Origin of the sequence: Sphingobacterium anhuiense (assembly GCF_042686355.1) — a bacterium.
GTDB classification, from domain to species: domain Bacteria; phylum Bacteroidota; class Bacteroidia; order Sphingobacteriales; family Sphingobacteriaceae; genus Sphingobacterium; species Sphingobacterium anhuiense.
Genome location: NZ_JBHUPE010000001.1, coordinates 683,904 through 708,417 on the forward strand (window position 1 = coordinate 683,904; position 24,514 = coordinate 708,417).

The following is a 24,514-nucleotide window of genomic DNA, read 5'->3' on the forward strand; positions in this document are numbered from 1 at the left end:
TAGACCTTATATCAATGAAAATACCCAATAAGAAAGCAAAATATAAAAAACTGGCAATATGGACTATTGCTTTCGCTGTTATTATCCTGTTACCAGATACCTCGATGTACTGGCAACGTTTTAAATTACGAACTGAAACACTTCCCGAACTATACAAAGGCTATACCGAACTAGATAGCTTACTTGATGATTATTACGAAGTAGTAAGGATTAACGGAGGGTTTATCGAACCCGTATTACAGACAAATGACAGTACCATTATCATCATTACAGGAAATAGTTTAGAGACCGAAACTGAAGCATTCATTGAAAACAGCTGGTATAAAATCAATCTAAAGGGGCAATTAACTGATTCACTAAAACTTAAATTTCGTCAAAATGAAAATCACCATTTTGATACTTTTAATGATTATATCCTTGACACAGATCAGAATACCTATAATACTTGGCTTATAAATAACAACAGTAACGGTATTCCTATTAAAAACATAGCTGATAATAAGAGATTTGCACAAAAAGAAGTAGATAATTTATTGGATAAAGAAAAGTATCTTGCAGTCAGCTTTACTGATACGATTTCGGGAGAGGCTAAAAATGCACATAAACTCTTCTTTTTAAAAAATAAAACTTGGCATTATCTGATTACTGATTCTCTTTTTTATCATTCTTCAACTTACAACCAGAATGATAAAGAAGTAAAATATACAGTGACGCCTTACGATAGTTCAACGCTATTCCAACGAACATTTGTTCATAAAGAACATTGGAAAGAAAGTTCCTTTTGGAATATATCTCAATACCTGACATGGGGCACAGGGAATGGATCTTCTGGAAATGGGTGGGACGGTACGAGTTATTTCCAGATTACAATGCCCAAAAAAAACATATACTTTAAACAGTTTGTTACAGTAGACGAAGATGGAACACTAAGAGAAAGATTCAATTATTTCATCTATAAACCGATCGGCGGTGACTATCTGCTTCTGAATGATATAGAAAACAGAAGGAATTATCTCATAAGGCCAAAAAGTAAGTTCAACTAATAATACTCATATGAAACCTGTTTTACTTTGCATCATGTGGTTAGCAAGCATTGCTTCTTATGGACAGTCAAAACTTCCTCTTTTTTTAGTAGGAACATGGAAAATCAATAGTACAGAGCAATATGAACATTGGGATCAATTAAATGAGTCCACTATGAAAGGCTTTTCTTACCAGATGAAGCATGGGCAGATAATCGTTTCTGAATATCTGGAACTTAATCAAGTTAAAAAAGGAATAACCTTTATTGCCTCAGTCCTTAATCAGAATAACGGAAAAAGTGTACCCTTTATTTTTATGGAAAAAAAAGAAGGATATACTTTCGAGAACCCGAATCACGATTATCCAAAACAGATCGTTTACACAAAAATTTTTAAAAATGAAGTTCAGGTAACAGTTTCGGATATGAAACAAAAAACAAGCACATACCGCATATACAGACAGCATTTAAATCCATAACAATAATAACAAAGCTGTAAAATACTGCTATAACCACACGACTACATCTCTTGACGACAAACTTATGTTCTCCTCTTAAATGATACACAAGAAATTTGGATGTTGTGAAATAATAAATAACTTCCAATACTGAGATCTAAAAGTAAAAATCTTTACTATGCATTACACTAGTAATACCATCTTCAACAGATAAAGCATCATTACCGTAAGTGTTGTTGAAGCTACATATGAAAAATAAATCTCCTGCTTTTGTTTGAAATTCTTATCTTCAATACTTGACAGAATCTTAGGTTCATTAAAAGTGCCATATCTAATCCTAAGAAATAGGACGTAAACTATAGCCAATAGGAAAAACGTTCCGAATATAAATACTAATAGAACTGGAAAATTTGGCGCTCCTTTATAATTCCTTCCAAAGGTATCCACAAAAAAATCATAGATCTGCACATGATGTTCTAAATCAGAAAAGATCCAGAATAATAGAGGTGCTGTAATACTATGAAGTAAAATAAAAAAGAACCAATCAGATTTATCAAATTTTTGTCTTTCAAAAACTGGATGCGCTATCTTGTTATTCTTATTTAAAGCTCCGAGATTATAAATTTGTTTTGAGGCAATCGGATAACACATAAAACTGATTATACCACTTAATATCCAGAGTAAAAATTGTCCAGAACTCGATTTAGAATCAAAATAAGTATTACCAATATATACCGCTGCAATCCAGATCATTAAAAAGATAAAAACAGATGGAATTGCTATCAATAACAATTTACCGATTTGGAGCTTGTTTTTTGTAGGATCCATGTTAATTAATTCCTTTGTGTAGTCCGCTTAATATGTACTTAACAAGTATAACCAAATTCAACAGTTCTCTTTTAATTTAATTTAAATTCGCACTTCCTATCTTATATCCGTAGTACTTTCATTAAAACTGTTAACATTTTCCAACTTGCATTACAATCCGACTTTTTTCCAACCTCCATCTAATCTTTCTGCATCATCTACCATCCACGCATCATCATTTCGAACCAAGATAAAACGATACTGAAAATCAATATGGTCTTTGGTAAAAAGATAGATCTTATTTTTTGTTGACTGCTCACTATCCACAATCTTGTGCGTCGAATACGTATGGTTAGGTCCGTTGGAATAATATAAACCATCTGGTCGATAACCTTTACGAGTTTTATAAGTACAATGTTCCTGAAAAAGTAACTTACATCTTAAACTTATTTCATTCGTAAAACCATGTACAGCGGCATATTTCTCCCATTCAGTCATCGCATTAAAAAATAGCAGTAGTTTTTGGGAAGCATCAGTAATATCTTGTGAATTAACCGATTTCTTTTTCTTGGCCAAAGTTCTTTGTTCTTGCTCAAACTGCTCTAGTTGCTCCTTACTAAATAGATCATTCGCAACAATCTCAATCTTTGGATTACCTGCAATTGACATTAAACCTTCAAATGTAACAGCTGTAGCATCAATTCTCAATATACTAAGTTTAGGCAACTGCGCAACAATCTTCAACGTTTCATCATTTAATTGGGTATGACAGGCCCAAACACAGTTCAACTTTTTATGTCCAATAAAATATTCAAAGCCTTGCCCAGATACATTCGCCTGCGTAATAAACAAGTAATTTAAATTTGGCAGTTCAGCTAAATATTCAAGCGAGCGATCTGTTATACGGGTATTTTCAAGCGTAACATTGACCAATTTGCTAAGTTTAGAAATTTCCAAAATATCGTCATCCTGAACAGGACAATTTATAAAGGAAATTCCTAAAAGTCCTTTAGACTGTGTGATCTGCTTAATTTCATCTTTCGAAAGTATTCGATTTTTAAATTCGGCACTACCTTTTAATTTACTTAAATTCTCCATATTGAATCTAGGTTTTTGGACCTAATAAACTACTTAAAAGAACCCGACTACCATGTCGTTGCAATACTTTTTTTAAGATCTTGATCTGGGAGTTCTCATTTTCACATCAAATTATAGCTTAACAGCCTTCGTTGCAATAAAAGTGGGGAGATACTGATCTATTAAGAATCGTGGTCGAGGCTGCGAATCTTCTATAAAATCAGCAATCATAAATCCCGCTCGCAATTGTCCACCGATAAGATCCGCTAAAGTATGACCAAAAACCAATGCTTCCTGTCTTTCAATCTTTCTCTCAATATCGTCAGCATCCAAATCTTTCAGATCTGCATACGGCAACTTGAATTTGGGCCTAATTATACCGTCGGTAATTTCCTGGGGATTTCTATCCCCAATAAATACAACTGGATTAAAAAAACTAGCAAGTAAAAATCCATCTTTTTTTAGCACACGATAAGTCTCCTTCCATACTGGATTTACATCTTCGACATAATGATTTGATATCGGATGAAAGACAATATCAAATGAGTGATCATCAAATATTCTCAGATCTTTCATATTTCCCTGAATCGTTTCCAGAGAAAGTCCATCTCGCTGTGCAACGATTGAATCTTGTCTCAGCTGTTCTTCTGAAAGATCAAAAACAACAACCTTGGCACCTGCTGCTGCCAATATGGGAGCCTGCTGCCCGCCAGCTGAAGCAAGACAAAGTATCTTTTTATCCCTAATATCACCTAACCATTGTTTTGGTAAAGGCTCTGGGGTAAGATGTACATCCCATACACCTTGTTTAGCAGCATTAATTAAAGCTGAGCTTACCGGCTGAGACCATTCATTTTGATCCAATGCCTGTTTATTCCAGGCTGATTCGTTATGGCTTAAAAAATCTATTTCCCTATTTGTCATAAAGTTTAATCGTTAAATCCCCTAAAATAGCATCAGCATTTATACAATTCTTCTTTTTATATTATTCACAGAAGCTTAATGAAACAATATATGTACAAAAAAGGCATCCGATGGATGCCTTTTTTAACACTTCTAATTTTCTACTAACTTTTGGCAAAAATCTTCTTTCCCCCTGTCATAAGCAAAACTGCGGCCAAACCGGCAACTGCACCATAAGCTATTTGCTTTAATAATGAAGGAACCTGAGGTAAAAAATGATGCAAATAATCAATATTATGCTCAAAAATACCACCAGAGACTAAAATCAATGCAATTGTTCCAACTACTGCCAAGACTTTGATAACAACAGGTAAGGAATTAACCAATAAGTGTCCTAGCTTAGAAACAGCACCCTCATCATTAGATCTCTTGATCAGCTTATACCCTGCATCGTCCATACGTACAATCAATGCGACAATTCCATAAACACCAACAGTCGCAAATAAAGCAACTACCGCTACTGTTAAAATCTGAATGGTCAGACTCTCATTTAATACAGTTCCCAAAGCAATAATCACAATCTCTACAGATAAAATAAAATCCGTGGTAATCGCTGATTTCACTTTTATTTTCTCAGTTTCACTATTATTTTCTTCACTTTCCACAACCACTTCATGGCCTGTTTTCTGGCGATGAAAAAGGTACTCTATAATTTTTTCAACCCCTTCGTAGGCTAAATAGATACCTCCGATGATTAAAATAAACTTGATGGCAATAGGAAAGAAAACATTCAATAACAGTGCAATCGGAACAATTATAATTTTATTAATAAATGAACCTTTTGTAATAGCCCATAGCACAGGAATTTCACGAGAAGATAGAAATCCTGTGGCTTTCTCAGCATTTACAGCCAAATCGTCGCCTAGAATTCCTGCGGTTTTACTTGCTGCTATCTTACTAGTAACCGCAACATCATCCATTAAAGCAGCAATATCATCCAATATTGCAAATATACCTGAAGCCATATGTATTAAATATTTAGTACGGCAAAATATAAAATGATTTTATATTTCCCATTTTTTATTTTAAAATAAAAAGACATCTGCTATTACTAGATCTAATAATTTATTAATTGCTTTTTTTTCACCAATTTACAGCATTATTTATCATGCCTTCATATCATGAACGATAGAAACATAAAAAATAAAATTCTCAATTTTGCTAAAAAAGATGATCGGGTCCGCGCAGTTTTATTAAATGGTTCGCGTGCAAATCCTAAAATTAAGCCGGATCAATACCAAGATTTTGATCTATTATTTATTGTCACCGATATCGAATCTTTTATTGCTGACAAAGATTGGACCTCTTTTATTGGTAAAGTCTTGATACAGCAACTTCCCGATCAGATGTTGTTAGGAAATGATCCTGATGTAGATCGGATTACTTTTGCTTACTTAATGATTTTTGAAGATGAAAATCGAGTCGATCTAACTTTATTCCCTATCGATAAGTTCCACTCACATTTCAAAAGTGATAGTTTAACGGAAGTTTGGGTAGATAAAGATTTACTTTTTACTAAGATCGCTCCTGCTAATGATCATGATTATCATATCGCTAAACCTACTGAAAGAATGTTCATAGAGACATGCAATGAGTTTTGGTGGGTCTGCACATATGTTGCTAAAGGACTTGCCCGCCGGGAAATTCTATATGCCAAAGACATGATGGAAACAGTAATCCGTCCTATGTTCATGAATCTAATAGCTTGGCATATCGGGGTTGAAAAAAAATTTCAGGTTGCATTTGGTAAATCGGGAAGATTTGCAGAAAAACACCTTGATCCGAAATTGTACCAAAGCATACTGCAAACATATGCGGATGCGTCTATTGATAATAATTGGTTAGCACTAGTACAGATGATGACTCTTTTTAAAGACCTGCAAAAAGACCTAGCACTACATTTTGAATATAGAATCAATTTAGATGAAGCTAATAACAGTTACAACTATATTTTGAAGATAAGAAATTCGCAATAGTACCTTTAAAAAAATAATTGCACTATGCCATTTTAAAGAATTTGGTCATTACTTTTTACCAAAAGCCCCAAAAGTATTTAACTTTTGGAGCTTGCTTTATATTGATGTAAGTCTATTTTATCTTAATCAGCCAGATATCCGAACTTACCTGTTTGAAAATCTTCAAATGCCTGATTGATTTCTGCTCTAGTATTCATTACGAATGGTCCGTGACTTACAATAGGCTCTAAAATAGGCTCACCGCTCATAATCAATACTACCGCATGATCTAACGCCTGAACATTAAATTCCTCTCCTTCATTGCCAAACAGAACAAAATGGTCTGTAGGAGCATGATCTTTACCATTTATTAGCACATTTCCTTCAATGACAATCATGGCAGTATTATAATGTGCCGGAAAAGAAAAGGATGCTTTTCCTCCAGCTTCCAATTTTGCATTCATAACATGCATGGGTGTAAAAGTTGACGCTGGCCCTTTATTTCCCTGATACTCTCCTGCAATCACTTCAATCTCTCCTTGATCAAGTTTCACTTTAGTTTGCTCGTTATTTGCAATAGCTTGATATTTTGGTGTACTCATCTTATCTTTTGCAGGTAAATTGACCCACAACTGTACCATCTGAAAGTCTCCTCCGGTTTTACTCCATTCTGTTTCATGAAATTCCTTATGCAATATACCAGATGCAGCAGTCATCCATTGAACATCACCTTCTTTAATAACTCCGCCGCCACCAGAACTATCTCCGTGCTCTACACGACCTTTATAGGCAATGGTTACGGTTTCAAATCCACGATGTGGATGTACTCCCACTCCTTTTGGAATTTCACTTGGCGGAAAATGGTAAGTTGAGTTATAATCCAGCATAATAAATGGACTCATCCTACTAGCGGAAGCAATACTTGGTATTAAATTATGTACTCGAAATCCATCTCCAACAAAGTGAGCTGCTTGCGGTTTTGCAATAATTTCTACATTTTTCATATTCTTTTCCTTTTGTATACCACAAAGTTAGCGGAAGAAAGCCTCAAATTAATTGATGTAGGATAAGAAAAATCTAGGCTTAATTTTGTACACTTTATATTGATTTTAATTGGATGACATTAAAAACCAAGTTAAAAACACTATTAAAACGGTAAAAAACACCATACACAACCCTGACAATAATCTAATTTTGTTTTAAAATTAGATCATGATTCAGATTGCCATTTTTAGTGATATACACGGAAACCTTCCTGCACTGAATGCAGTACTAGCAGATATTCAATCAAAAAACATTTATTATAAATATTGCTTAGGTGATCTTGTGGACTTTGCTCCCTGGGGTAATGAAGTGATTGAACTGATCAAAAATGAAAAAATCCCCTGCTTAATGGGGAATCACGATGAACGTATAGCATTCGATTTACCCATCGTCCCATTAGAAAAACATGATGCTGAAGAAACTGCGAACCGTATAGTTGCCATTAAACACAGTCAGGAAACTATCACACAAGAAAATAAATTATTCTTGGGGCAGCTTCCTTACTTAATGCAGTTGGACTTTAAGGTGAAACATAAGCACTGGAAAGTTCAATTGATTCATGGAAGTCTAGAAAGCAATGAAGCATATCTTTATGCATCAGAACCCAACAGTACTTTTGAAGATATCTTCTTTAAAACACAAGCTGACATAGTCGTTATGGGTCATACGCATCTCCCTTTCATCAAGGATATTGGCAAAAAATGGGCAATCAACACAGGTTCCGTAGGAAGATCAAAAAAGATGTGCAAAGATGCAACTTACCTTTTAGTCGAACTTCATGAAGACCGAATACATGTCGAAATCATACAGGTTCCATTTGATATTATTGCGGTGGCTCATGAAATAAAAGCTAGTGGTATACCTGATTTTTATGCGGACTTTCTACTCTCTGAATAAACAGCCGTTAAACAAGAAAAGATGTATCTCTCTTTTCTTCAACATTTAATAGTTTAATTCTTAATCTCTGACAACTCAAAATGAACGGGCTGTACTGGGTAATCCTGACTGTCTGTTTTTACTTTACTGATCTTTAGAATGACATCCAGTCCTTCATATATTTCTCCAAAGACGGTAAAATCATGATCTAAACGGGGCTGTCCTCCAATTTTTAAATATGTTGCTCTTTGCTCAGGAGTATATTTTATTTTTTTCTTCACTTCCAGATCATCAAGCTCTTTTGCTATTATTTTTTTTCCTACGACAAAATAGATCTGATTAAGGAAAGAGGCCTTCTCCGCATTTCCATCCCTTCCTGCTCCCAATGCTCCAACTTTATGAAATGCTCTTGGGTCAAACTCAGCCGCTAGACGAGGTTTTTCTCTGGCCGGATCCGCAGATTCACGCTTCTCAATATCAATATCATGCTCTCCCCCCTGCACTACAAAATCTGAAATAATACGATTGAATAAAGCGTCTTTGTACACCTGAGTCTTGATTGCATTTAAAATTAAATCCCGATGAGCTGGTGTATAGTCATATAAGACAACTTTAATATTGCCATACGCTGTCTTAAAGAGCAGCTTGTGCGTTTGACTTTTGGCAACCGTTGCAAAAAATAAACATAAAAGAGAAAGGATGATATTTTTCATATGCTAAAATTTAAATGAAGGTAATTTATTTTTTAATAAATAGTAAAGCAGAAGTTATAATTGTTCAAAAAAGATGAATAAATATGATAATTTGAACTTTTACCAAACAACAATGCCCCCAAGCGATGTCCAACTTTATAACTGATTTGATCATTTTATGAAAAGCTAGCTACCGAACGATCACAAATAAGGGAAATTTAATGAACATTTGGATTCAAAAATATACATTTTACCATCAAGACATCAGGTATATACTGTAAACGAAGTAGTTAATATAAATATGAAATGATATAAAGAATTAATTTAACTAAACACTACTATATAATTGAAAAGTAATATGATTTGATTTAACATTGCGAAATTTGCAATCATATTACTAATCATTAAAACTTAAATTGAACATACAAGGTTTAGTCATTATATTCATTTGCTCTAAACAAAATAAAAACTAAAAATAATAGCAAAAAAATATTTATCTATGATACCGCCAACAATCCACTTATAATCAAGATTTACTATTTAAAAAAGCATTTTAACTCCCCTACAAGAATGAGCATGACAAATATTCTCTTATAAAAGCGAAGTGTTATAATCAAACCATAAAACAGGAATTGATTAGTTTCAGCTAGCAAAGTGTTTAACTAAGATTGCCCGGTGCTTAATTGCTGTTGATAAACATGAAATCATAAAAACTCATTTAAAACTTTGTCAGAGGACATTAATACGACAAAAAAAAGTCACAAAATATTAATAATCAATATATTAAATACATAAATTAAAACAAATTATTTACACGATTTTAATTTTTAATGCTATCATATACTATTTAAAACATGCTGTAAATGACAATTTGTATAGTACTTACATACAGCATCAATGAAGCTTAAAAAAATCATTAAAGACATTCTTTAAATATTTAACGACTTCAATAGCTTTTAATTAAACTCAATTTAAAGCCATGTAACGCCATATCTAAATTTCAGTCAGTCTTTTATTAAAAAGAGTTTAAAGCGACTTTAAAAAGCTTTATTTACACCTTAAATTCAAAAAATAAAACTAACATTACTAAATGCTTTTCACATTTCGTAATTTATATCACAAACCAAGGCTCCAGAGCATGGCTGTTAGGTGAGCTTTTTAACAAAATACCTCACACTAAATCACTCTTACATCCTGACAATCTTATACATAATACATTAAGTTAACAAACATCGTAAGGATTGAATTTTCACTTAAAATATATATAAAACAATATATAAGATCACTTTACTGCCATTATATAAATAAATAATTCATCCAAATCAATACTAATTATTCAAGATATGTTGTATTTTATCCATTCTCAATCTATTTCCCTACCTCCCCCCTATCCTTTCAAGACAGGAGAATTTACTGGTATTTCCATTCCCGAACGAATACATCACTAGTCTAATCCATCTACAGCTTTCCTCAGATAAATGATGACGGATAAATGAATAGTAGATTTTTTAAAACAAATAGCAAAGGTTTTAAAAATTGATTTTATTCTAAAAGAAGAATTTGGTCATTGCTGTATACATAAAATTTGAAGCAAAGCAAAGGCAGACAATTAGATCCGTCTTAAAAATTTCAGAAAAAAGACAAAGCCTAGGTGACTTTGTCTTAGATATGATAATAATGATAATCTTGATTGTTTATTTAATGGTATACAAATTAGTTTATATACCGATGAAAAGAGAGCTCAAACTATCAATTTTTATCAATCTTGCTTACTACTAAATGCAAGAGTATTGAACAGCAACTTTAGAATGCGCAGCATCTCCACCAAAGGGAGGATTCATTTTTTTTATAGAAACATCTATTGTTTTTGCAAATGAAAAATGATCATGTATAGCCTTTAGTATTTCATGAGCAGCAGATTCTAATAACTTCCTTTTGGGTTTCATGACCCGATGGATGATCTGATACAAAATCTCATAATTCACGGTCTTATCTAAATTCTCGTGGTCATCAATACCTGCATCAAACTTTACTGAAACGTTTACCAGAAATTCATTACCTAATATTTGCTCTTCTACATAAAATCCAATCGGAGCAAATACGCGAACATCTTCCAAAAAAACGGTTTGTACTATCTTCATCCTACAAACCTATATTTTTATTCTGAATAAAACAGAATATGAGTTCAATTTCCTGTCACATAGAAAGTCCAATTATGCAGACTATCATCCAAGAGGGTATACATATTTTAGAATGGCGAATTTCTAAAACTCATATCCACTCACAAACGTCCCCCGTGTAAACTTACATTTTTCTTAACAAACCTGAATGCGCGATGACATATGAGAGTTTATTCTCTTATTGAGACAGAAAAATTTAATGAACAGACACAACCTCTACTTCAAAAATTAGTGTAGCATTTCCGCCAATTTCTTTCGAAACACTTAATTCTCCATATCCGAGCGAAGATGGTATATACAAACGCCATTTACTGCCTTCTTTCATGAGCTGCAGTGCTTCTGTCCATCCAGCTATCACTTCATTCACTGGAAAAGATACAGGTTTCTTCTTCTTGGCGGTTGAGTCAAAAACAGTTCCATTGATAAGGCGTCCTTCATAAAAACATTTTACACTATCGGTTAGTTTAGGACTCTTACCATTGCCCTCTTCTATTACCTCATACTGCAAACCAGAAGGCAGGCTGACCACAGTATCACGCAATGCATTTTCTTTAAGAAATGCTTCACCTTCTACCAAATTTTTTTTTGCCTCTAAGCGTAGCTTTTTTAAATATCCTGTCGCGTTAGCCATATTTTTTTATTTCAAACATAGATAATTTTGTTTTATCTATAATAATAACTGCATCTCATGCGAAACAAAATTATCGATCTCCCCTCTGTTGTAGGGAATTATTTTACTTAGGAAAGATATCAATCTCTACCTCATCATTCAATTTCCAGTCGAAAACAACTGAAATAGGCCAATGGTCGGACAAAGGTTCGCCATACTGATCGACAAACTTTTCTTTCTCTACTTCATAAACTTTTGGAATTAACGTCAGCTTATCATTACTTCTGAACATGACTTTATCGATCGATTCTGATTCATTATTAATATCCATAATATCAACACATAAAAACAAGGGGTCAATAATTGGAATCACATGATCACGTTGCAAGGTGATCCAGCAATCTTCCAGCTTTGTCTTATCCATAAACTCCACCAAGTTGTCTTCAGAGAATGAGAAGTGAGAATTAAAATCACCGGCAACTATGATTGCCTTTCCTACCGAAAACTTATTGATGTAAGTAGCCAACTGCAGATAATTAGCCCGTCTAGCCTTTGCTGCACGCGGATGATCCTGAGAGTTAGCATGAATATTATAAAAATCAACCTCAACACCTAAGCCTAAATGCACAGTACAATGACTAAAGCCTTTTGGTGTTAAACGATCTGATCCCGTCCTATTCTGCCATTCAATTCGCTTAAAATTGGTTATCGGATATCGGGACAAACTATCCAGGCCATCCCCAAAAATAGCTAAACCCATACTGATGGTACGGTAAGGGTGAGAATTACCACCTTGGTATAAGTAGGTATTGTAATTAAAATCTTCTTGAATATGCACAATGTCAAAGTCATTACATAGCATACCTATAGTCGCGATACTAGTAGATCGATTTGTTTTGGCTGCCGAAATAACTTGAGGTAAACCTGCAATATTATAAGTTATAATAGAAAAATTGCCCGATCTATCATCGGACAATTCATATTCTTGTTCATGTATAAAAACACGGACTTTCCTTCGTATCAAAGATTTCCATAACTCATGTAGGTATTGAAAAAACATATATGCTTACAACTAGTCTATTTTCAATGACAAATATAGAATGCCCATATTAAATTACAATAACCCTACGATTAAACTTCATTAAATCATTTTTGTTTACAGCATCTGGTCAATAGCATCCCATAATTTAATCCGCTTTTGTAGAGCAATTTTTGAAACCTCTTCCACTTGCTTCCACTTTACAGGATCAGCCTCACAAAGCTCCATAATCATCTTCATTGCCAGGGGACCATGTTCATCTGCATCTAATTCAATATGTCTTTCAAAATAATAAAGCAGTTTTTCCAAATTTGAATTTGGAAAATTGAGCTGGATCTCTTTTAAAATAGAAGAAAACATATCCGGTATCAAATCTTCTCTTCCGAAAGTAAACGCAGCTGCGATTTCATGAGCTGTTCCATTTGCAATAACATCAAAAGTAAATATTAAAAATTCTTTAATGTTCGGGTGCAAAGTACTTTCGGCAATAACTTTTAAAATATCACCACCTTCATAAACATCTTTTAGAAAATTATTAACTTCACTACTGTCTCCCCCCAGTGTATCTAAAGCATCCAGATACATTTCAAAATGGCTCAATCTACGACCGTCTATATATTCATCGGATTCCTCGGCAACAACAATTTCATTAATTAAATATCTGGTATTCGGAAATTTTGAAGGATACCATGGCGTTGTTGTACAGGTTAATTTCTGCTGTAATGCTTTCAATAACGACATAAAATCCCACACAGCATATATATGCCCTTGCATAAACACTTGAAGATCTTCAATAGTTTTTATTTTATAATAAAGGGGGTGTGCAAGTAATTGATTTCGCTCGGTAGCAATGAAGGCATTAACATTATTGATGTATTCCATATCTTATGATTTGAAAGCAAAAATAGGTTCTCAAAATGAAAACTCTTCTGTTTTAAAAAAAATTGACGTCTTATTTACATATGATCACCTATGCTTGTTTAGGTCCAGCTAAAAAATAGAAAAGCTTGAAGTGGGGAACCTCAAGCTTATCGTTAGCCATATATTAACCTATTTTATGAAAAGTATTTGTAATTAAAACGACCGACTTATTAAATTATTGTGCTTCGTTTTATTTTTTTTATAATTATTATCAAAATTAATATTTGCTAATAACTGCTATCCTCCGTCAATATACCAATATTAAAGCTGACCTATATAAAAACGGTAGCATCGAGGTTTTTATTATGGCTCAAAAAAAATAAAGTAAATTCCAGTGAATATTAAACTTCTAAGGTATATTTATTGTTGTACAAGAGTAATTCAATTAAAACACAATCGATATGGCAGATTTCAATTTAGAAGACTTTGTAAATATTTTAAACAATAAAGAGGTTTTTCAGTACTTGATTGATAAGAAAGTAATCAAGGAAAAAAAGTTTTTAGAGACATATGAATACGAGAAGGAATTACATGAGCTGCAAATTGAGCTAACGGCGATTCAAAATAAAGTCATAGCAGACAATATACGTGTTTTGGTTATTTTTGAAGGTAGAGATGCTGCTGGTAAAGGTGGTGCTATAGAAAGATTGGTAGAATATTTAAATCCTAAAAAATTAAGGGTAGTCAGCCTCCCTAAACCGACTGCAGAAGAATCAACTCAATGGTATTTTCAACGCTATTTCAAACAGCTGCCCAATGCAGGGGAAATTGTTTTCTTTGACAGAAGCTGGTATAACCGGGCTGTTGTTGAACCAGTTTTTGGTTTCTGTACTCCAGAACAACACACGCTATTTTTAAAACAAGTTAATGAAGTAGAAGAACTTTTAATACAGGATGGAGTTATCGTCATTAAATTCTTTTTAAGTATATCTAAAGAAGAGCAGGCGAAGCGACTGGAAGAAAGGAGAACAGACGTTTTAAAACAATGGAAAATTGGCCCTCTTGACCAACAGGCTCAAGAAAAATGGAGTGATTATACCAGTTATATCAAGACATTATTTAAAACTACCGGCACCAAATTATCACCGTGGATAGAAATTGAAACTGATAATAAGAAAAAAGCCCGTCTTGAAGCGTTCAAAATCATCATTAATCAGATTGCAAATCAAAAGAGAGAAAAAACAGAAGATTTTGTTAAAATCCATAATTAAATTCGAAATCGGAAAAGAGTGCGTTATTTCGTCTCTTTTCCGCTAATTGAACCTTCTACTCCTATTACTTTAATTACTTTATCACCCAATCTTGTTATATCCGACTTAAGCCCAACCATAACAGTCATAATATTGATTGGAGTTTCCTGTATTTTATTAAATGAATGTAAATAACCGATTTCCAAACCCAGGAAAAAACCATTAAATCGATAATCAGCACCAACCCCGAGTTTTCCCGAAAAAGAGAATTTTTTCTGATTTTCAATTTTAGCGATACTGTTGATAGCATCGACTTTCACTCTTGGTTCTGTCAAGAATCCAACACCAGGACCTGCATAAGCATAGGCATTTAATTTCTTTAGCTGTTTACGAATACCCCCAGCTAGGGAGAACATGTAAAAATTAGCATTCGCATCCTCTATCTTATAAGGATACTGATTGTCCTGAATCTTTTGCTTGTAATCAAACGATAATGTATACAAAGCTGGATATAGGTAATACTTTGGATTTTTCAATGAAATATCTAAACCTAAACTTCCTGAAAACTTTGGAGACAGAACATCTTTTGTCTTACCTAATGGAAAGCCCATTCCTGTTCCACCAAAATAATACACTTTGCGGTAATGAAGTGTATCTACACCCGACTGGGCAAAAACAGAGCAACACAAGAACAAACAAAATACAGTTGTTAAAATACTCTTCATAAAAAACGAATCTATTATTGTATTACAATAATAGACTCTAAAAGTTTTATATATGATCAATTATATTAAAAATAATTTTTTGACTGTGGTCCCTGACTAAACAATAAATCCACAATGCTCAAATCTGAATAAAATCCATTTTTCTCCTCAAACACTTGGTAATAAGGTTTTGGGTTTAATAAGAGACTTTCTTTCTTGGGATGGATATGGTCTCTAAAATCTAACGCATCTGGAACAGATCTAAAATATTCTTCTGTAAACGACAACTCACGCTTTAATTTCAATGATTTTAACAAAAGTTCAAGCTGTGCAATATTAAAATCAAAGAGAAAATCGAACTTCTTATTATAAAACTGTGCAAAATCATCTTCATAATATTCAAAATAAGCAGAATTGCGATATGCTGCTTGAAGACTCAACCAATGTAATCGCTGCCAATCAAACTCATAAGAAATACGTTTTTCCGACATTGGTGAACGTTCCTTTTTACTATGCTGTATAGGCACAATTAATTCCTGTATACCATTTGCTGTTGCAATCCGTGTTCTAGAACGATAAGTTTGTTTTTGAAAATTATCATGCTTCTCAATCAAAACAGGTAATGCATTTTGTTGGATACAATGAAAATAAGAAACCGGCGGAAGGTAGCAAGTCGTTAATAATAAATGAGTTGACATAAAAAAACGTTGAATTTTACTTTATCTACTGCAAAAATAACTTAAATTAGGGATATTTGCAGGTAAGATTTACAATAGTTACAACGTTTACATGAAACAAAAAGCATTAGCAGCACTTTTATACCTTTTCGCTTTGATGCCATTTTGGTTCATCTATATGATATCCGATGTGTTATACTATGTATTCTATTATGTCATAAGATATCGCAAAAATGTCGTATTTGATAACCTTAGAAATTCTTTTCCTGAAAAAAGTGAAGAAGAGATCATTAAAATAGCGAAGAAATTTTACCGTTTTTTCCCTGATATGATTCTGGAATGTTTAAAGTTCAAAAACATCAGTCTTGCCGAAGTAAAAAAAAGAATCACACTCGTTAATGAACATGAACTAACTCGGCACCTCGATCAAAATAGAACCGTCATTGCTGTCACTGCACATTATGGCAATTGGGAATATGGCATTCACCGTTTAGGTGCCATTACTGAAGCTCCTACCCTCATTGTATACAAGCCACTTAATAATAAAACCATAGATAATGTTTATAACCAGATTCGTTCTCGATTCGGAGCAATCATGGTTCCTATGAAACAGATTGTGCGACATCTGGCCAAATTAAGAGGAAAACCAAGTGTCAGCGTTTTTGTAGCAGATCAGGCTCCATTATATTCCGATGCCGACTATTTTCTGCAATTCCTTAATCAGGAAACGCTTGTTTACACAGGTGTTGAAAGAATTTCTAAAATGACAAATGGTCCTGTAGTTTTTTGCCACATCGGAAGAAAAGAAAAAAGAGGATATTATTTTTGTAAATTTACAACATTAATTGAGAATCCATCTTCTTACTCCGAAAAGGAAATCACCCATATCCACAATGCTTTTACGGAAAAAATAATCCGTGAAGAGCCACAATATTGGCTTTGGACGCACAGAAGATGGAAAAGAAAACGTAGAAAATGAAAAATTACCCTAAAGTAGCAGTTGTTATTTTAAATTGGAACGGGAGATTTTTCTTAGAAAAATTTTTACCTTCTGTATACAACAGCAGTTACCCTAATATAGAATTTATAATTGGAGACAATGCTTCTACAGATGACTCTTTATCATTTGTACGTGCTTCATATCCTAAAATTACCATCTTAGAGAATAGCGAAAACTACGGTTTTGCGGGTGGTTATAATCATATCCTTTCGCGTGTGGAAGCAGATTATTTTGTATTGCTTAATTCTGATGTCGAGGTTACACCAAACTGGATAGAACCTGTCATCGAAATGCTCGAAAGGGATACACATCTTGTTGCCGCACAACCGAAGATACTTGCTTTCCATAATAAAGCAAAATTTGAACATGCCGGCGCCGCAGGTGGATACCTCGATCGGTATGGCTTCCCATTCTGCTGTGGACGTATTATGGACAAGGTAGAATATGATCTTGGCCAATATGATGATGAAAAAGAAATATTTTGGGCTTCAGGAGCCTCCCTATTTATCAAAAGTTGGGCTTGGAAAGAAGCACAAGGATTAGATGAAGATTTTTTCGCCCATATGGAAGAAATAGATCTTTGTTGGCGCTTAAAAAAAATGGGATACCGTATTGGTTATTGCCCCGACTCTACTGTATACCATGTAGGAGGCGGAACATTAAATGCCAGTAACCCACAAAAGACTTATTTAAACTTTAGGAACAATTTGTTTATGTTGCAAAAAAACCTACCCATAGAGCAATTATTTACAGTTATATTTATCCGTTTCTGGTTTGATTTTGCAGCCTTATTGAAATTTGCTTTTGATCGCAAATTTAAAGATGCTTGGGCTGTTAGCAGAGCACATCAGGCTTTCTTCCTGAATATTTTCAAAAACGCTAAAAAGAGAAAAAATCATATGCCAACAGAAAATAAAACTGGACAATATAAAAAATCAATAATTACTGATTTCTACCTAGATAAGAAGCAAAAGTTTTCTGATCTGGATCAAGAGAACTTTTTTTAAACCTTTTACTAAGAAGATGTAAAAACGCATAAAAATGCAGCTCTCATCAATAGCTGCATTTTTCATTAATTTATGTTTACAAATTGATCAAACGTACTTTTTATTTGTAAATTCGCAACATGTCATCCATGGATATTGAACAAAAAATAACTTCACTAACGCAAGAGCTCAACCATTATAATTATCAATATTATGTGTTAGCTCAAAGCCTTATTTCAGATTATGATTTTGATCTGAAAATGAAAGAATTGGAAGCCTTAGAAGCACAATACCCTGAATTCGCAGATCCCAACTCGCCCACACAACGTGTTGGTGGTGATGTAACGACAAAATTTGAAACCGTTAGACATCGCTGGCCAATGTTATCATTAGGCAATACTTATAATCAAGACGATCTTCGTGATTTTGATCAACGAGTACGTAAAATAATCGGCGATAACTTTGAATACATCTGTGAATTAAAATTTGATGGCTTGTCCATCAGCCTTACTTATCAGAATGGTAAACTGGTAAAAGCGGTCACGCGCGGAGATGGAACACAGGGCGATGTAGTGACCAATAATATCAAAACAATAAGGAGCATTCCTATTCATCTAAAAAAGGGAAATTATCCTGAAGAGTTTGAAATAAGAGGTGAAATCTTTATGCATAAAAGTGCGTTTCTGCGCCTAAATGCAGAGCGGGAAGAGAACGAGGAACAAACTTATGCTAATCCACGTAATTTTGCTGCAGGAACAATCAAGCTACAGGACTCTGCCGAAGTCGCCAAAAGGCCTTTGGATTGTTTCTTGTACTTTTTATATTGTGAAAACAGAAATAAACTATTCCATAATCATTGGGAAAGCCTCGAAGCTGTCAAAGAATGGGGATTTCACGTTTGTGAACACACTCAAAAATGCCAGACGCTAGATGATGTTTTCTCCTTCATCAATTACTGGGATGATAAAAGACATGACCTGAGTTATGAAATCGACGGTATTGTCATTAAAGTAAATGATTATGGCGCACAAGAGGAACTGGGATTTACAGCAAAGAATCCACGTTGGGCTATTTCTTATAAATTCAAGGCTGAACGTGTTGAAACCCAACTCGAATCCATCAGTTACCAAGTCGGACGTACTGGAGCAGTTACTCCCGTTGCCAATTTAAAACCTGTTAGTTTAGCAGGCACAACTGTAAAACGAGCTTCTTTACACAATGCGAATGAAATCGCAAGACTTGATCTTCATGAGGGAGATACTGTTTTCGTAGAAAAAGGTGGTGAAATCATTCCGAAAATACTTGCGGTAAATGCAGATAAAAGATTGTCATCTGCAAAACCATATGCCTATCCGACACATTGTCCTGAGTGCCACACCGAACTGATCCGTCAGGAAGGTGAAGCTGTTCATTATTGTCCAAATGAAGATGGATGCCCGCCTCAGATTATAGGAAAAATGCAACACTTCATTGGCCGTAAAATGATGGATATCGAAGGATTAGGCGATGAAACTATTGAAACTTTCTATAGGAAAGGGATTCTTAAGAATGTTGTTGACATTTATGGCTTAAAAGATCATGAGGATCAATTACAGCAATTGGAGCGTTTTGGACAAAAATCTATCGACAATATGTTGAAGGGAATTGAGAAGTCCAAAGAAAAGCCATTCGAAAAATTACTCTTTGCATTAGGGATTCGACATGTTGGCGAAACAATTGCTAAAAAACTAGCACAACATTTCAAAACAATCGATGCGATTAAGGCTGCTTCTGTTGAAGAAATAGCTACTGTGCAAGATATCGGGATCCGTATTGCGGAAAGTATACACGAATACTTACATGTACCAGCCCACGAAGAGTTAATAGCAAAACTAAAATCTTACGGTTTACAGTTTGAAATTGAAGAGAAAGAAGTAATTTTGGACAGTAATGCATTAACTGGCCAAACATTTCTGATATCGGGTGTATTTACAAATCATTCGAGAGAAGAATTAACTGCAATTATTGAAAGCAATGGGGGTAAAATGGTTTCCAGTATTTCTGCGAAATTAAGTTACCTGGTAGCTGGAGATAAAATGGGGCCTTCAAAATTAGCAAAAGCAGAAAAACTAAACATCAAGATGATCACTGAAGATGAATTATTAGCTTTGATCGCAGATACAACAAGTATATAAATTAAATATTAATCTTTACAAACAACACAATGAACGAGCTTCATGGAGCTGGTGTAGCATTAGTTACACCTTTCAACGCAGATGGAACAGTTGATTTTGATTCTTTAGCACAGCTAATTGACTACCAAATTGACTCAGGTATGAATTATTTAGTCTCTTTAGGTACTACTGGTGAAGTAGCAACATTAACGAAAGACGAACGAAAGCGTATCTGGGATTTCACTGTCAAACAGGTGAATGCTCGCGTACCATTGGTTGCGGGTATCGGAGGAAATAATACCGCAGAGATTGTAGAGCAGATCAAAAATTTTGATCCTACAGGATTCTGTGCTATACTATCCGTATCTCCATATTATAATAAACCCGTACAGGAAGGAATATATCAGCACTATAAAGCAATAGCTGAGGCTTCTCCCCTACCTATTATTTTATATAATGTACCAGGACGTACAGGTAGCAATATGACTCCTGCCACGACAATACGTTTGGCAAAAGATTTTAAGAATATCGTTGCAACAAAAGAAGCTTCTGGCAACTTTGCTCAATTTAACGAGATCTTAAGAGATAAACCAACTGATTTCTTACTGATTTCAGGTGACGATCCTGCAACCTTACCTATGATGGCTTTAGGTGCAGTGGGAATCATTTCTGTTGTTGGAAATGCATATCCAGCTCAAGTTTCAAAATTAGCTGCATTATGTACTGCAGGTAGTTTTACGGAAGCTAGAACAATCCACAATGCGTTGCTTGAAATAACAGATCTTTGTTTTGTTGAAGGAAATCCTTGTGGGGTTAAATATATCCTACAAGAAAAGGGTATCGGTCAAGATTATGTACGCCTACCTTTAATACCGGTATCAGCAAACATTCAGACTGCTATTAAAGCAGAAATGCAAAAACTAAAATAAAATACCATACTATAATCATTGTATATTTAAAATCTATTAATTATCTTTGCACTTCCGTAAGTACGGAGAAAAATTAATAAACATAATTATTTAACAAAATGCAACAGTACGAATCTGTAATCGTTCTTACCCCGTTGCTTTCTGAAGATGCTGCGAAAGAAGTAATCGCAAAATTCAAAAACATCTTAGCAGAAGGCGGAGCCGAAATTGTCGCTGAAGACAATTGGGGTTTGAAAAAATTAGCGTATCCAATCCAGAAAAAAACAACTGGGTTTTATCACTTAACTGAATTCAAGGCTCCAGGAGAATTAATCAATAAATTAGAGGTTGAATACAAACGTGATGAGCGTGTAATGCGTTTCTTAACTATTGCTTTAGACAAACATGCTAAAGCTTATAGCGAGAAAAAACGTAGCGGTGCATTCAACAAAAAAGCGGAAACTAAAACTGAGGAGGGATCAAACTAATGGCTAACGAAAATATCCAATACGTAACTGCCCCTAAAGTAGAGGACAATCGTAAAAAGTATTGCCGTTTCAAAAAGAATGGTATCAAATACATCGATTATAAAGATGCTAACTTCTTGATGAAATTTGTGAATGATCAAGGTAAAATTTTACCTCGTCGTTTAACTGGTACGTCATTGAAATTCCAACGTAAAGTAGCTCAAGCGGTTAAACGTGCTCGTCACATCGGCTTGTTACCTTACTTAGCTGATTCATTAAAATAAGGAGGACTAGAGAACATGGAAGTTATTTTAAAACAAGATATCAAAGGCTTAGGTGAGCAAAATGATATCGTAAATGTAAAGCCAGGTTACGGTCGTAATTATTTAATCCCTCAAGGATTTGCTATTCAAGCGACTGTATCAGCAAAGAAAGTTTTAGCTGAAAACATTAAACAAGCTCAGTTCAAACAAGATAAAATTAAGAAAGACGCTACTGAATTAGCTACTAAATTGGAAACTATCAAGTTATCAATCGGTGCTAAAGCTGGTGAAACTGGTAAAATCTTCGGTAAAGTAAACAGCATTCAAATTGCTGATGCTTTGAAAGCTAAAGGTTTTGATGTTGACCGTCGTCGTATTACTTTCGAAGTAGAACCTAAAGAAATTGGTGAATACTTAGCAAACTTAAACTTACACAAAGAAGTGAAAGTTCAAGTTCCTTTCGAAGTAATTGCTGAGTAATTCTTATTCAGTTTAACATATAGAAAAGGAGATAATTTCGGTTATCTCCTTTTTTTATGACGTAGATCGCGCTTATATTGAAGCAGTCTGTCTATCTACTGGAATAAAAGATGGTAATCATAAATAATATGATTACCATCTTTTATATTATGAATATTCCCTAGATGAGTTTTCCGTATTTCTTTTCAATATGAAACTGCTTTATTATTTTATAATACCGCTCTTTTTCATTCATCCTTATGATGAAATTTATATAAAAGGATTTCAATAAAATGAGTTCATGCATAAAGCTCAGCTATAAAATTCATAATATCGGGATTACAATTTTAACATAAGACCTACTGCTCCACCACCAAACAATGAATTTCTGTTTTTATCTCGTCCCCAAACCTTCCATAAGGTTTTCCCAGCCTGTGTAACTGCATCATCTTCTTTACTCACGTAATTAAAGCTAGGGGCTACAAATACGGATAGTTTTTTATTTAGACGTAGCTCAGGAATCAATCTAAAACTAGAATGGTTATTGGATAATAATTTAAACTTATCTGTAAACTGATTTCGGCTGGATATCTCAGCTCGTAGCATAAATCTGCTGCCGTGTAAAAAAATCGCTCCTAAACCTGCTTCAAAAGCATAACGGGCAGTGTTATCATCTTTCAATGATACATGCGCTCCTAAAATGCTGTAAAGAACACGACCACCAGATCGGAATTGCACACCTAAATATGCATCTTGATCAATAGCAACAGAAATACTCTTCTCACCATTTTTAATTAAATTTAATAAGCCAATTGGATAGTCGCTGCTATCTGCAATATTAACTAACCCAGCAAGCTGAATACCTTTTACTTTATTGCCAATGTTGGCTATACCTGCAACTTGATTGCTGACAGTACCTTTACTTTGATTAAATCCACCTGCTAGTTGTGTCGCTCCTGTCCCTTCTTTCATCATATTGCCAATTCCAGAAATTTGAACTCCTTTCACCGTATCGGCCTTATTTAGTCCTCCCGTTAACTGCACCCCTTTGACATCACCAAATACTTGATTCGATATTCCTGCTACCTGCACACCATTTACATCGCCTCCTACGACATTGAACCCTCCTACTAACTGTACTCCTTCCATGTCATATTGATTGAGATTAAAAACTCCACCAATTTCTAAACCTTTTACCCCCGCGGTAGACCCCCCAAGGATATTTATTGAAAATTTATTAACAATCTGTGAGCGGATAAAACCATGCGAACTTAATCCCGGAGTCATCGATATCTGATATGGACTATATAGGAAAAGTCCGCCAAGGTTCATATTTTGAATACTTTGCGCCGGTGATAAAAATACTCGTCCAAAAAAAGATCGATAAAAACCATTGTCTTGCTCATATCCCGTAAAGTAACCATACTTTCTTTTTTTATTGCCAACTTCTGTATCGATGGGAAAAATCACTAAAACACTTGTATCACGAAACATTGCTTTACTTACATTAACAGCAATCAAACTAATTTTTTTCTTAACATCAAGTTCGAAATAACCATTTTTATCGGTTAAAGTAGAAAGTAGTGCATCGCGATCAAAAATACTAGCGTCAGAAATGGGTGTGTTAGTTCGAATATTTTTGATATAGCCCGTAATAACAACTTTATTTTTATCCTGCGACTGCACTTCAACGTCTACTGCCATACGTTGTGGCGTATATTGTATAATAATATGCTTGCCAATTTCCTTAAAACTATATTCCTTTCCTAACGTATGATCCAAAAAACCATATAGTGATCCCTTATATGCCGATACTTGAATCACACTATCCGTCTGCAGTATATTGCTATTAAAAGAAAACAAAGTACCATGCTTTTCATTCAGCACCTGAAAAATTTGAGCTACTGTCATATTCGAATAAGCAGGTATTTGAATATGGGTCGCTAACTGTTGTTGTGCATCCGCTTTTGAAAAGCTAAACAAAACTAAAAATATGAATAGGTAACTAAACTTTTTTAAAAGTGGAATCTTAGTGATATGATTGATAAATTTTACCAAAAACAT

At 34.2% G+C, this 24,514-nt stretch carries 25 protein-coding genes; 12 read left to right on the forward strand and 13 right to left on the reverse strand.

Features of this window, described 5'->3' with window-relative positions; all coding sequences use genetic code 11:
• Window positions 1–14: 14 nt before the first annotated feature.
• A complete protein-coding gene (locus ACFS6I_RS03005) occupies window positions 15–1,043 on the forward strand; it encodes a hypothetical protein (protein WP_380918095.1) in 1,029 nt (342 codons plus the stop codon).
• A gap of 10 nt (window positions 1,044–1,053) precedes the next feature.
• Window positions 1,054–1,500, forward strand: a complete 447-nt coding sequence (locus ACFS6I_RS03010; protein ID WP_380918097.1) for a DUF6265 family protein — start codon at window positions 1,054–1,056, stop codon at window positions 1,498–1,500.
• Between the two features lie 162 nt (window positions 1,501–1,662).
• Here the strand turns inward: ACFS6I_RS03010 and ACFS6I_RS03015 are convergent, their stop codons facing one another.
• The 4 genes from ACFS6I_RS03015 to ACFS6I_RS03030 all read right to left on the reverse strand — a co-directional run bounded on the left by ACFS6I_RS03015 (window position 1,663) and on the right by ACFS6I_RS03030 (window position 5,291).
• A complete protein-coding gene (locus ACFS6I_RS03015) occupies window positions 1,663–2,307 on the reverse strand; it encodes a hypothetical protein (RefSeq protein WP_380918099.1) in 645 nt (214 codons plus the stop codon).
• 150 nt (window positions 2,308–2,457) lie between these two features.
• Window positions 2,458–3,384, reverse strand: a complete 927-nt coding sequence (locus ACFS6I_RS03020; protein ID WP_380918101.1) for an NTF2 fold immunity protein — start codon at window positions 3,382–3,384, stop codon at window positions 2,458–2,460.
• Between the two features lie 111 nt (window positions 3,385–3,495).
• Window positions 3,496–4,287, reverse strand: coding sequence for a class I SAM-dependent methyltransferase (locus ACFS6I_RS03025; protein WP_208699245.1), 792 nt, complete (start codon window positions 4,285–4,287; stop codon window positions 3,496–3,498).
• Between the two features lie 143 nt (window positions 4,288–4,430).
• Complete coding sequence (locus ACFS6I_RS03030) at window positions 4,431–5,291, reverse strand: DUF808 domain-containing protein (protein ID WP_132843274.1); 861 nt, start codon at window positions 5,289–5,291, stop codon at window positions 4,431–4,433.
• Window positions 5,292–5,447: 156 nt separating this feature from the next.
• Here ACFS6I_RS03030 and ACFS6I_RS03035 point away from each other — a divergent pair, with 156 nt between their 5' ends.
• Window positions 5,448–6,302 (forward strand): aminoglycoside 6-adenylyltransferase, encoded by an 855-nt coding sequence (locus ACFS6I_RS03035; protein ID WP_380918104.1) that lies wholly within the window; start codon window positions 5,448–5,450, stop codon window positions 6,300–6,302.
• A 122-nt stretch (window positions 6,303–6,424) separates the two neighbouring features.
• On the opposite strand, the gene ACFS6I_RS03040 is transcribed toward ACFS6I_RS03035, so the two are convergent.
• Window positions 6,425–7,285: a pirin family protein gene (locus tag ACFS6I_RS03040; RefSeq protein ID WP_339423198.1), complete on the reverse strand. Its 861-nt coding sequence runs from the start codon at window positions 7,283–7,285 to the stop codon at window positions 6,425–6,427.
• A 208-nt stretch (window positions 7,286–7,493) separates the two neighbouring features.
• Between ACFS6I_RS03040 and ACFS6I_RS03045 the strand changes: the two genes are divergently transcribed.
• Window positions 7,494–8,222 carry a metallophosphoesterase family protein gene (locus ACFS6I_RS03045; RefSeq protein ID WP_380918106.1) on the forward strand — a complete coding sequence of 243 codons (729 nt, stop codon included), beginning with the start codon at window positions 7,494–7,496 and terminating at the stop codon, window positions 8,220–8,222.
• Between the two features lie 53 nt (window positions 8,223–8,275).
• On the opposite strand, the gene ACFS6I_RS03050 is transcribed toward ACFS6I_RS03045, so the two are convergent.
• From ACFS6I_RS03050 to ACFS6I_RS03070, 5 genes are all read right to left on the reverse strand, one after another.
• On the reverse strand, window positions 8,276–8,914 hold the full coding sequence (locus ACFS6I_RS03050; RefSeq protein WP_380918108.1) for a peptidylprolyl isomerase: 639 nt from the start codon (window positions 8,912–8,914) through the stop codon (window positions 8,276–8,278).
• A 1,754-nt stretch (window positions 8,915–10,668) separates the two neighbouring features.
• A complete protein-coding gene (folB, locus tag ACFS6I_RS03055; RefSeq protein ID WP_380918110.1) occupies window positions 10,669–11,034 on the reverse strand; it encodes a dihydroneopterin aldolase in 366 nt (121 codons plus the stop codon).
• Between the two features lie 235 nt (window positions 11,035–11,269).
• A complete protein-coding gene (locus ACFS6I_RS03060) occupies window positions 11,270–11,704 on the reverse strand; it encodes an FKBP-type peptidyl-prolyl cis-trans isomerase (protein WP_380918112.1) in 435 nt (144 codons plus the stop codon).
• A 103-nt stretch (window positions 11,705–11,807) separates the two neighbouring features.
• Window positions 11,808–12,707 (reverse strand): endonuclease, encoded by a 900-nt coding sequence (locus tag ACFS6I_RS03065; protein WP_380918114.1) that lies wholly within the window; start codon window positions 12,705–12,707, stop codon window positions 11,808–11,810.
• 132 nt (window positions 12,708–12,839) lie between these two features.
• Window positions 12,840–13,604, reverse strand: a complete 765-nt coding sequence (locus ACFS6I_RS03070) for a DUF3050 domain-containing protein (RefSeq protein ID WP_380918116.1) — start codon at window positions 13,602–13,604, stop codon at window positions 12,840–12,842.
• Between the two features lie 440 nt (window positions 13,605–14,044).
• Between ACFS6I_RS03070 and ppk2 the strand changes: the two genes are divergently transcribed.
• A complete protein-coding gene (gene ppk2, locus ACFS6I_RS03075) occupies window positions 14,045–14,854 on the forward strand; it encodes a polyphosphate kinase 2 (RefSeq protein WP_380918118.1) in 810 nt (269 codons plus the stop codon).
• Window positions 14,855–14,877: 23 nt separating this feature from the next.
• Here the strand turns inward: ppk2 and ACFS6I_RS03080 are convergent, their stop codons facing one another.
• Window positions 14,878–15,558 carry a hypothetical protein gene (locus ACFS6I_RS03080; protein ID WP_380918120.1) on the reverse strand — a complete coding sequence of 227 codons (681 nt, stop codon included), beginning with the start codon at window positions 15,556–15,558 and terminating at the stop codon, window positions 14,878–14,880.
• Between the two features lie 65 nt (window positions 15,559–15,623).
• The gene (locus ACFS6I_RS03085; protein WP_380918122.1) at window positions 15,624–16,235 is read right to left on the reverse strand and encodes a WbqC family protein; all 612 of its coding nucleotides are present in this window, start codon (window positions 16,233–16,235) and stop codon (window positions 15,624–15,626) included.
• A gap of 91 nt (window positions 16,236–16,326) precedes the next feature.
• Between ACFS6I_RS03085 and ACFS6I_RS03090 the strand changes: the two genes are divergently transcribed.
• The 7 genes from ACFS6I_RS03090 (at window position 16,327) to rplI (ending at window position 22,471) form a co-directional block, all read left to right on the forward strand.
• Window positions 16,327–17,193, forward strand: coding sequence for a lysophospholipid acyltransferase family protein (locus ACFS6I_RS03090; RefSeq protein ID WP_380918124.1), 867 nt, complete (start codon window positions 16,327–16,329; stop codon window positions 17,191–17,193).
• Window positions 17,190–18,221, forward strand: coding sequence for a glycosyltransferase family 2 protein (locus tag ACFS6I_RS03095; RefSeq protein WP_380918126.1), 1,032 nt, complete (start codon window positions 17,190–17,192; stop codon window positions 18,219–18,221). The genes ACFS6I_RS03090 and ACFS6I_RS03095 overlap by 4 nt, the downstream gene beginning before the upstream one ends.
• A 119-nt stretch (window positions 18,222–18,340) precedes the next feature.
• Window positions 18,341–20,374, forward strand: a complete 2,034-nt coding sequence (ligA, locus tag ACFS6I_RS03100; RefSeq protein ID WP_380918128.1) for an NAD-dependent DNA ligase LigA — start codon at window positions 18,341–18,343, stop codon at window positions 20,372–20,374.
• Between the two features lie 29 nt (window positions 20,375–20,403).
• Complete coding sequence (gene dapA, locus ACFS6I_RS03105) at window positions 20,404–21,282, forward strand: 4-hydroxy-tetrahydrodipicolinate synthase (protein ID WP_380918130.1); 879 nt, start codon at window positions 20,404–20,406, stop codon at window positions 21,280–21,282.
• A 98-nt stretch (window positions 21,283–21,380) separates the two neighbouring features.
• Window positions 21,381–21,749, forward strand: coding sequence for a 30S ribosomal protein S6 (gene rpsF / locus ACFS6I_RS03110; RefSeq protein WP_021191489.1), 369 nt, complete (start codon window positions 21,381–21,383; stop codon window positions 21,747–21,749).
• Window positions 21,749–22,012, forward strand: coding sequence for a 30S ribosomal protein S18 (rpsR, locus tag ACFS6I_RS03115; protein WP_021191490.1), 264 nt, complete (start codon window positions 21,749–21,751; stop codon window positions 22,010–22,012). Before rpsF ends, rpsR begins: the two co-directional genes overlap by 1 nt.
• Window positions 22,013–22,027: 15 nt before the next feature.
• Window positions 22,028–22,471, forward strand: coding sequence for a 50S ribosomal protein L9 (gene rplI, locus ACFS6I_RS03120; RefSeq protein ID WP_021191491.1), 444 nt, complete (start codon window positions 22,028–22,030; stop codon window positions 22,469–22,471).
• Window positions 22,472–22,789: 318 nt separating this feature from the next.
• Here the strand turns inward: rplI and ACFS6I_RS03125 are convergent, their stop codons facing one another.
• Complete coding sequence (locus ACFS6I_RS03125; RefSeq protein ID WP_380918133.1) at window positions 22,790–24,514, reverse strand: hypothetical protein; 1,725 nt, start codon at window positions 24,512–24,514, stop codon at window positions 22,790–22,792.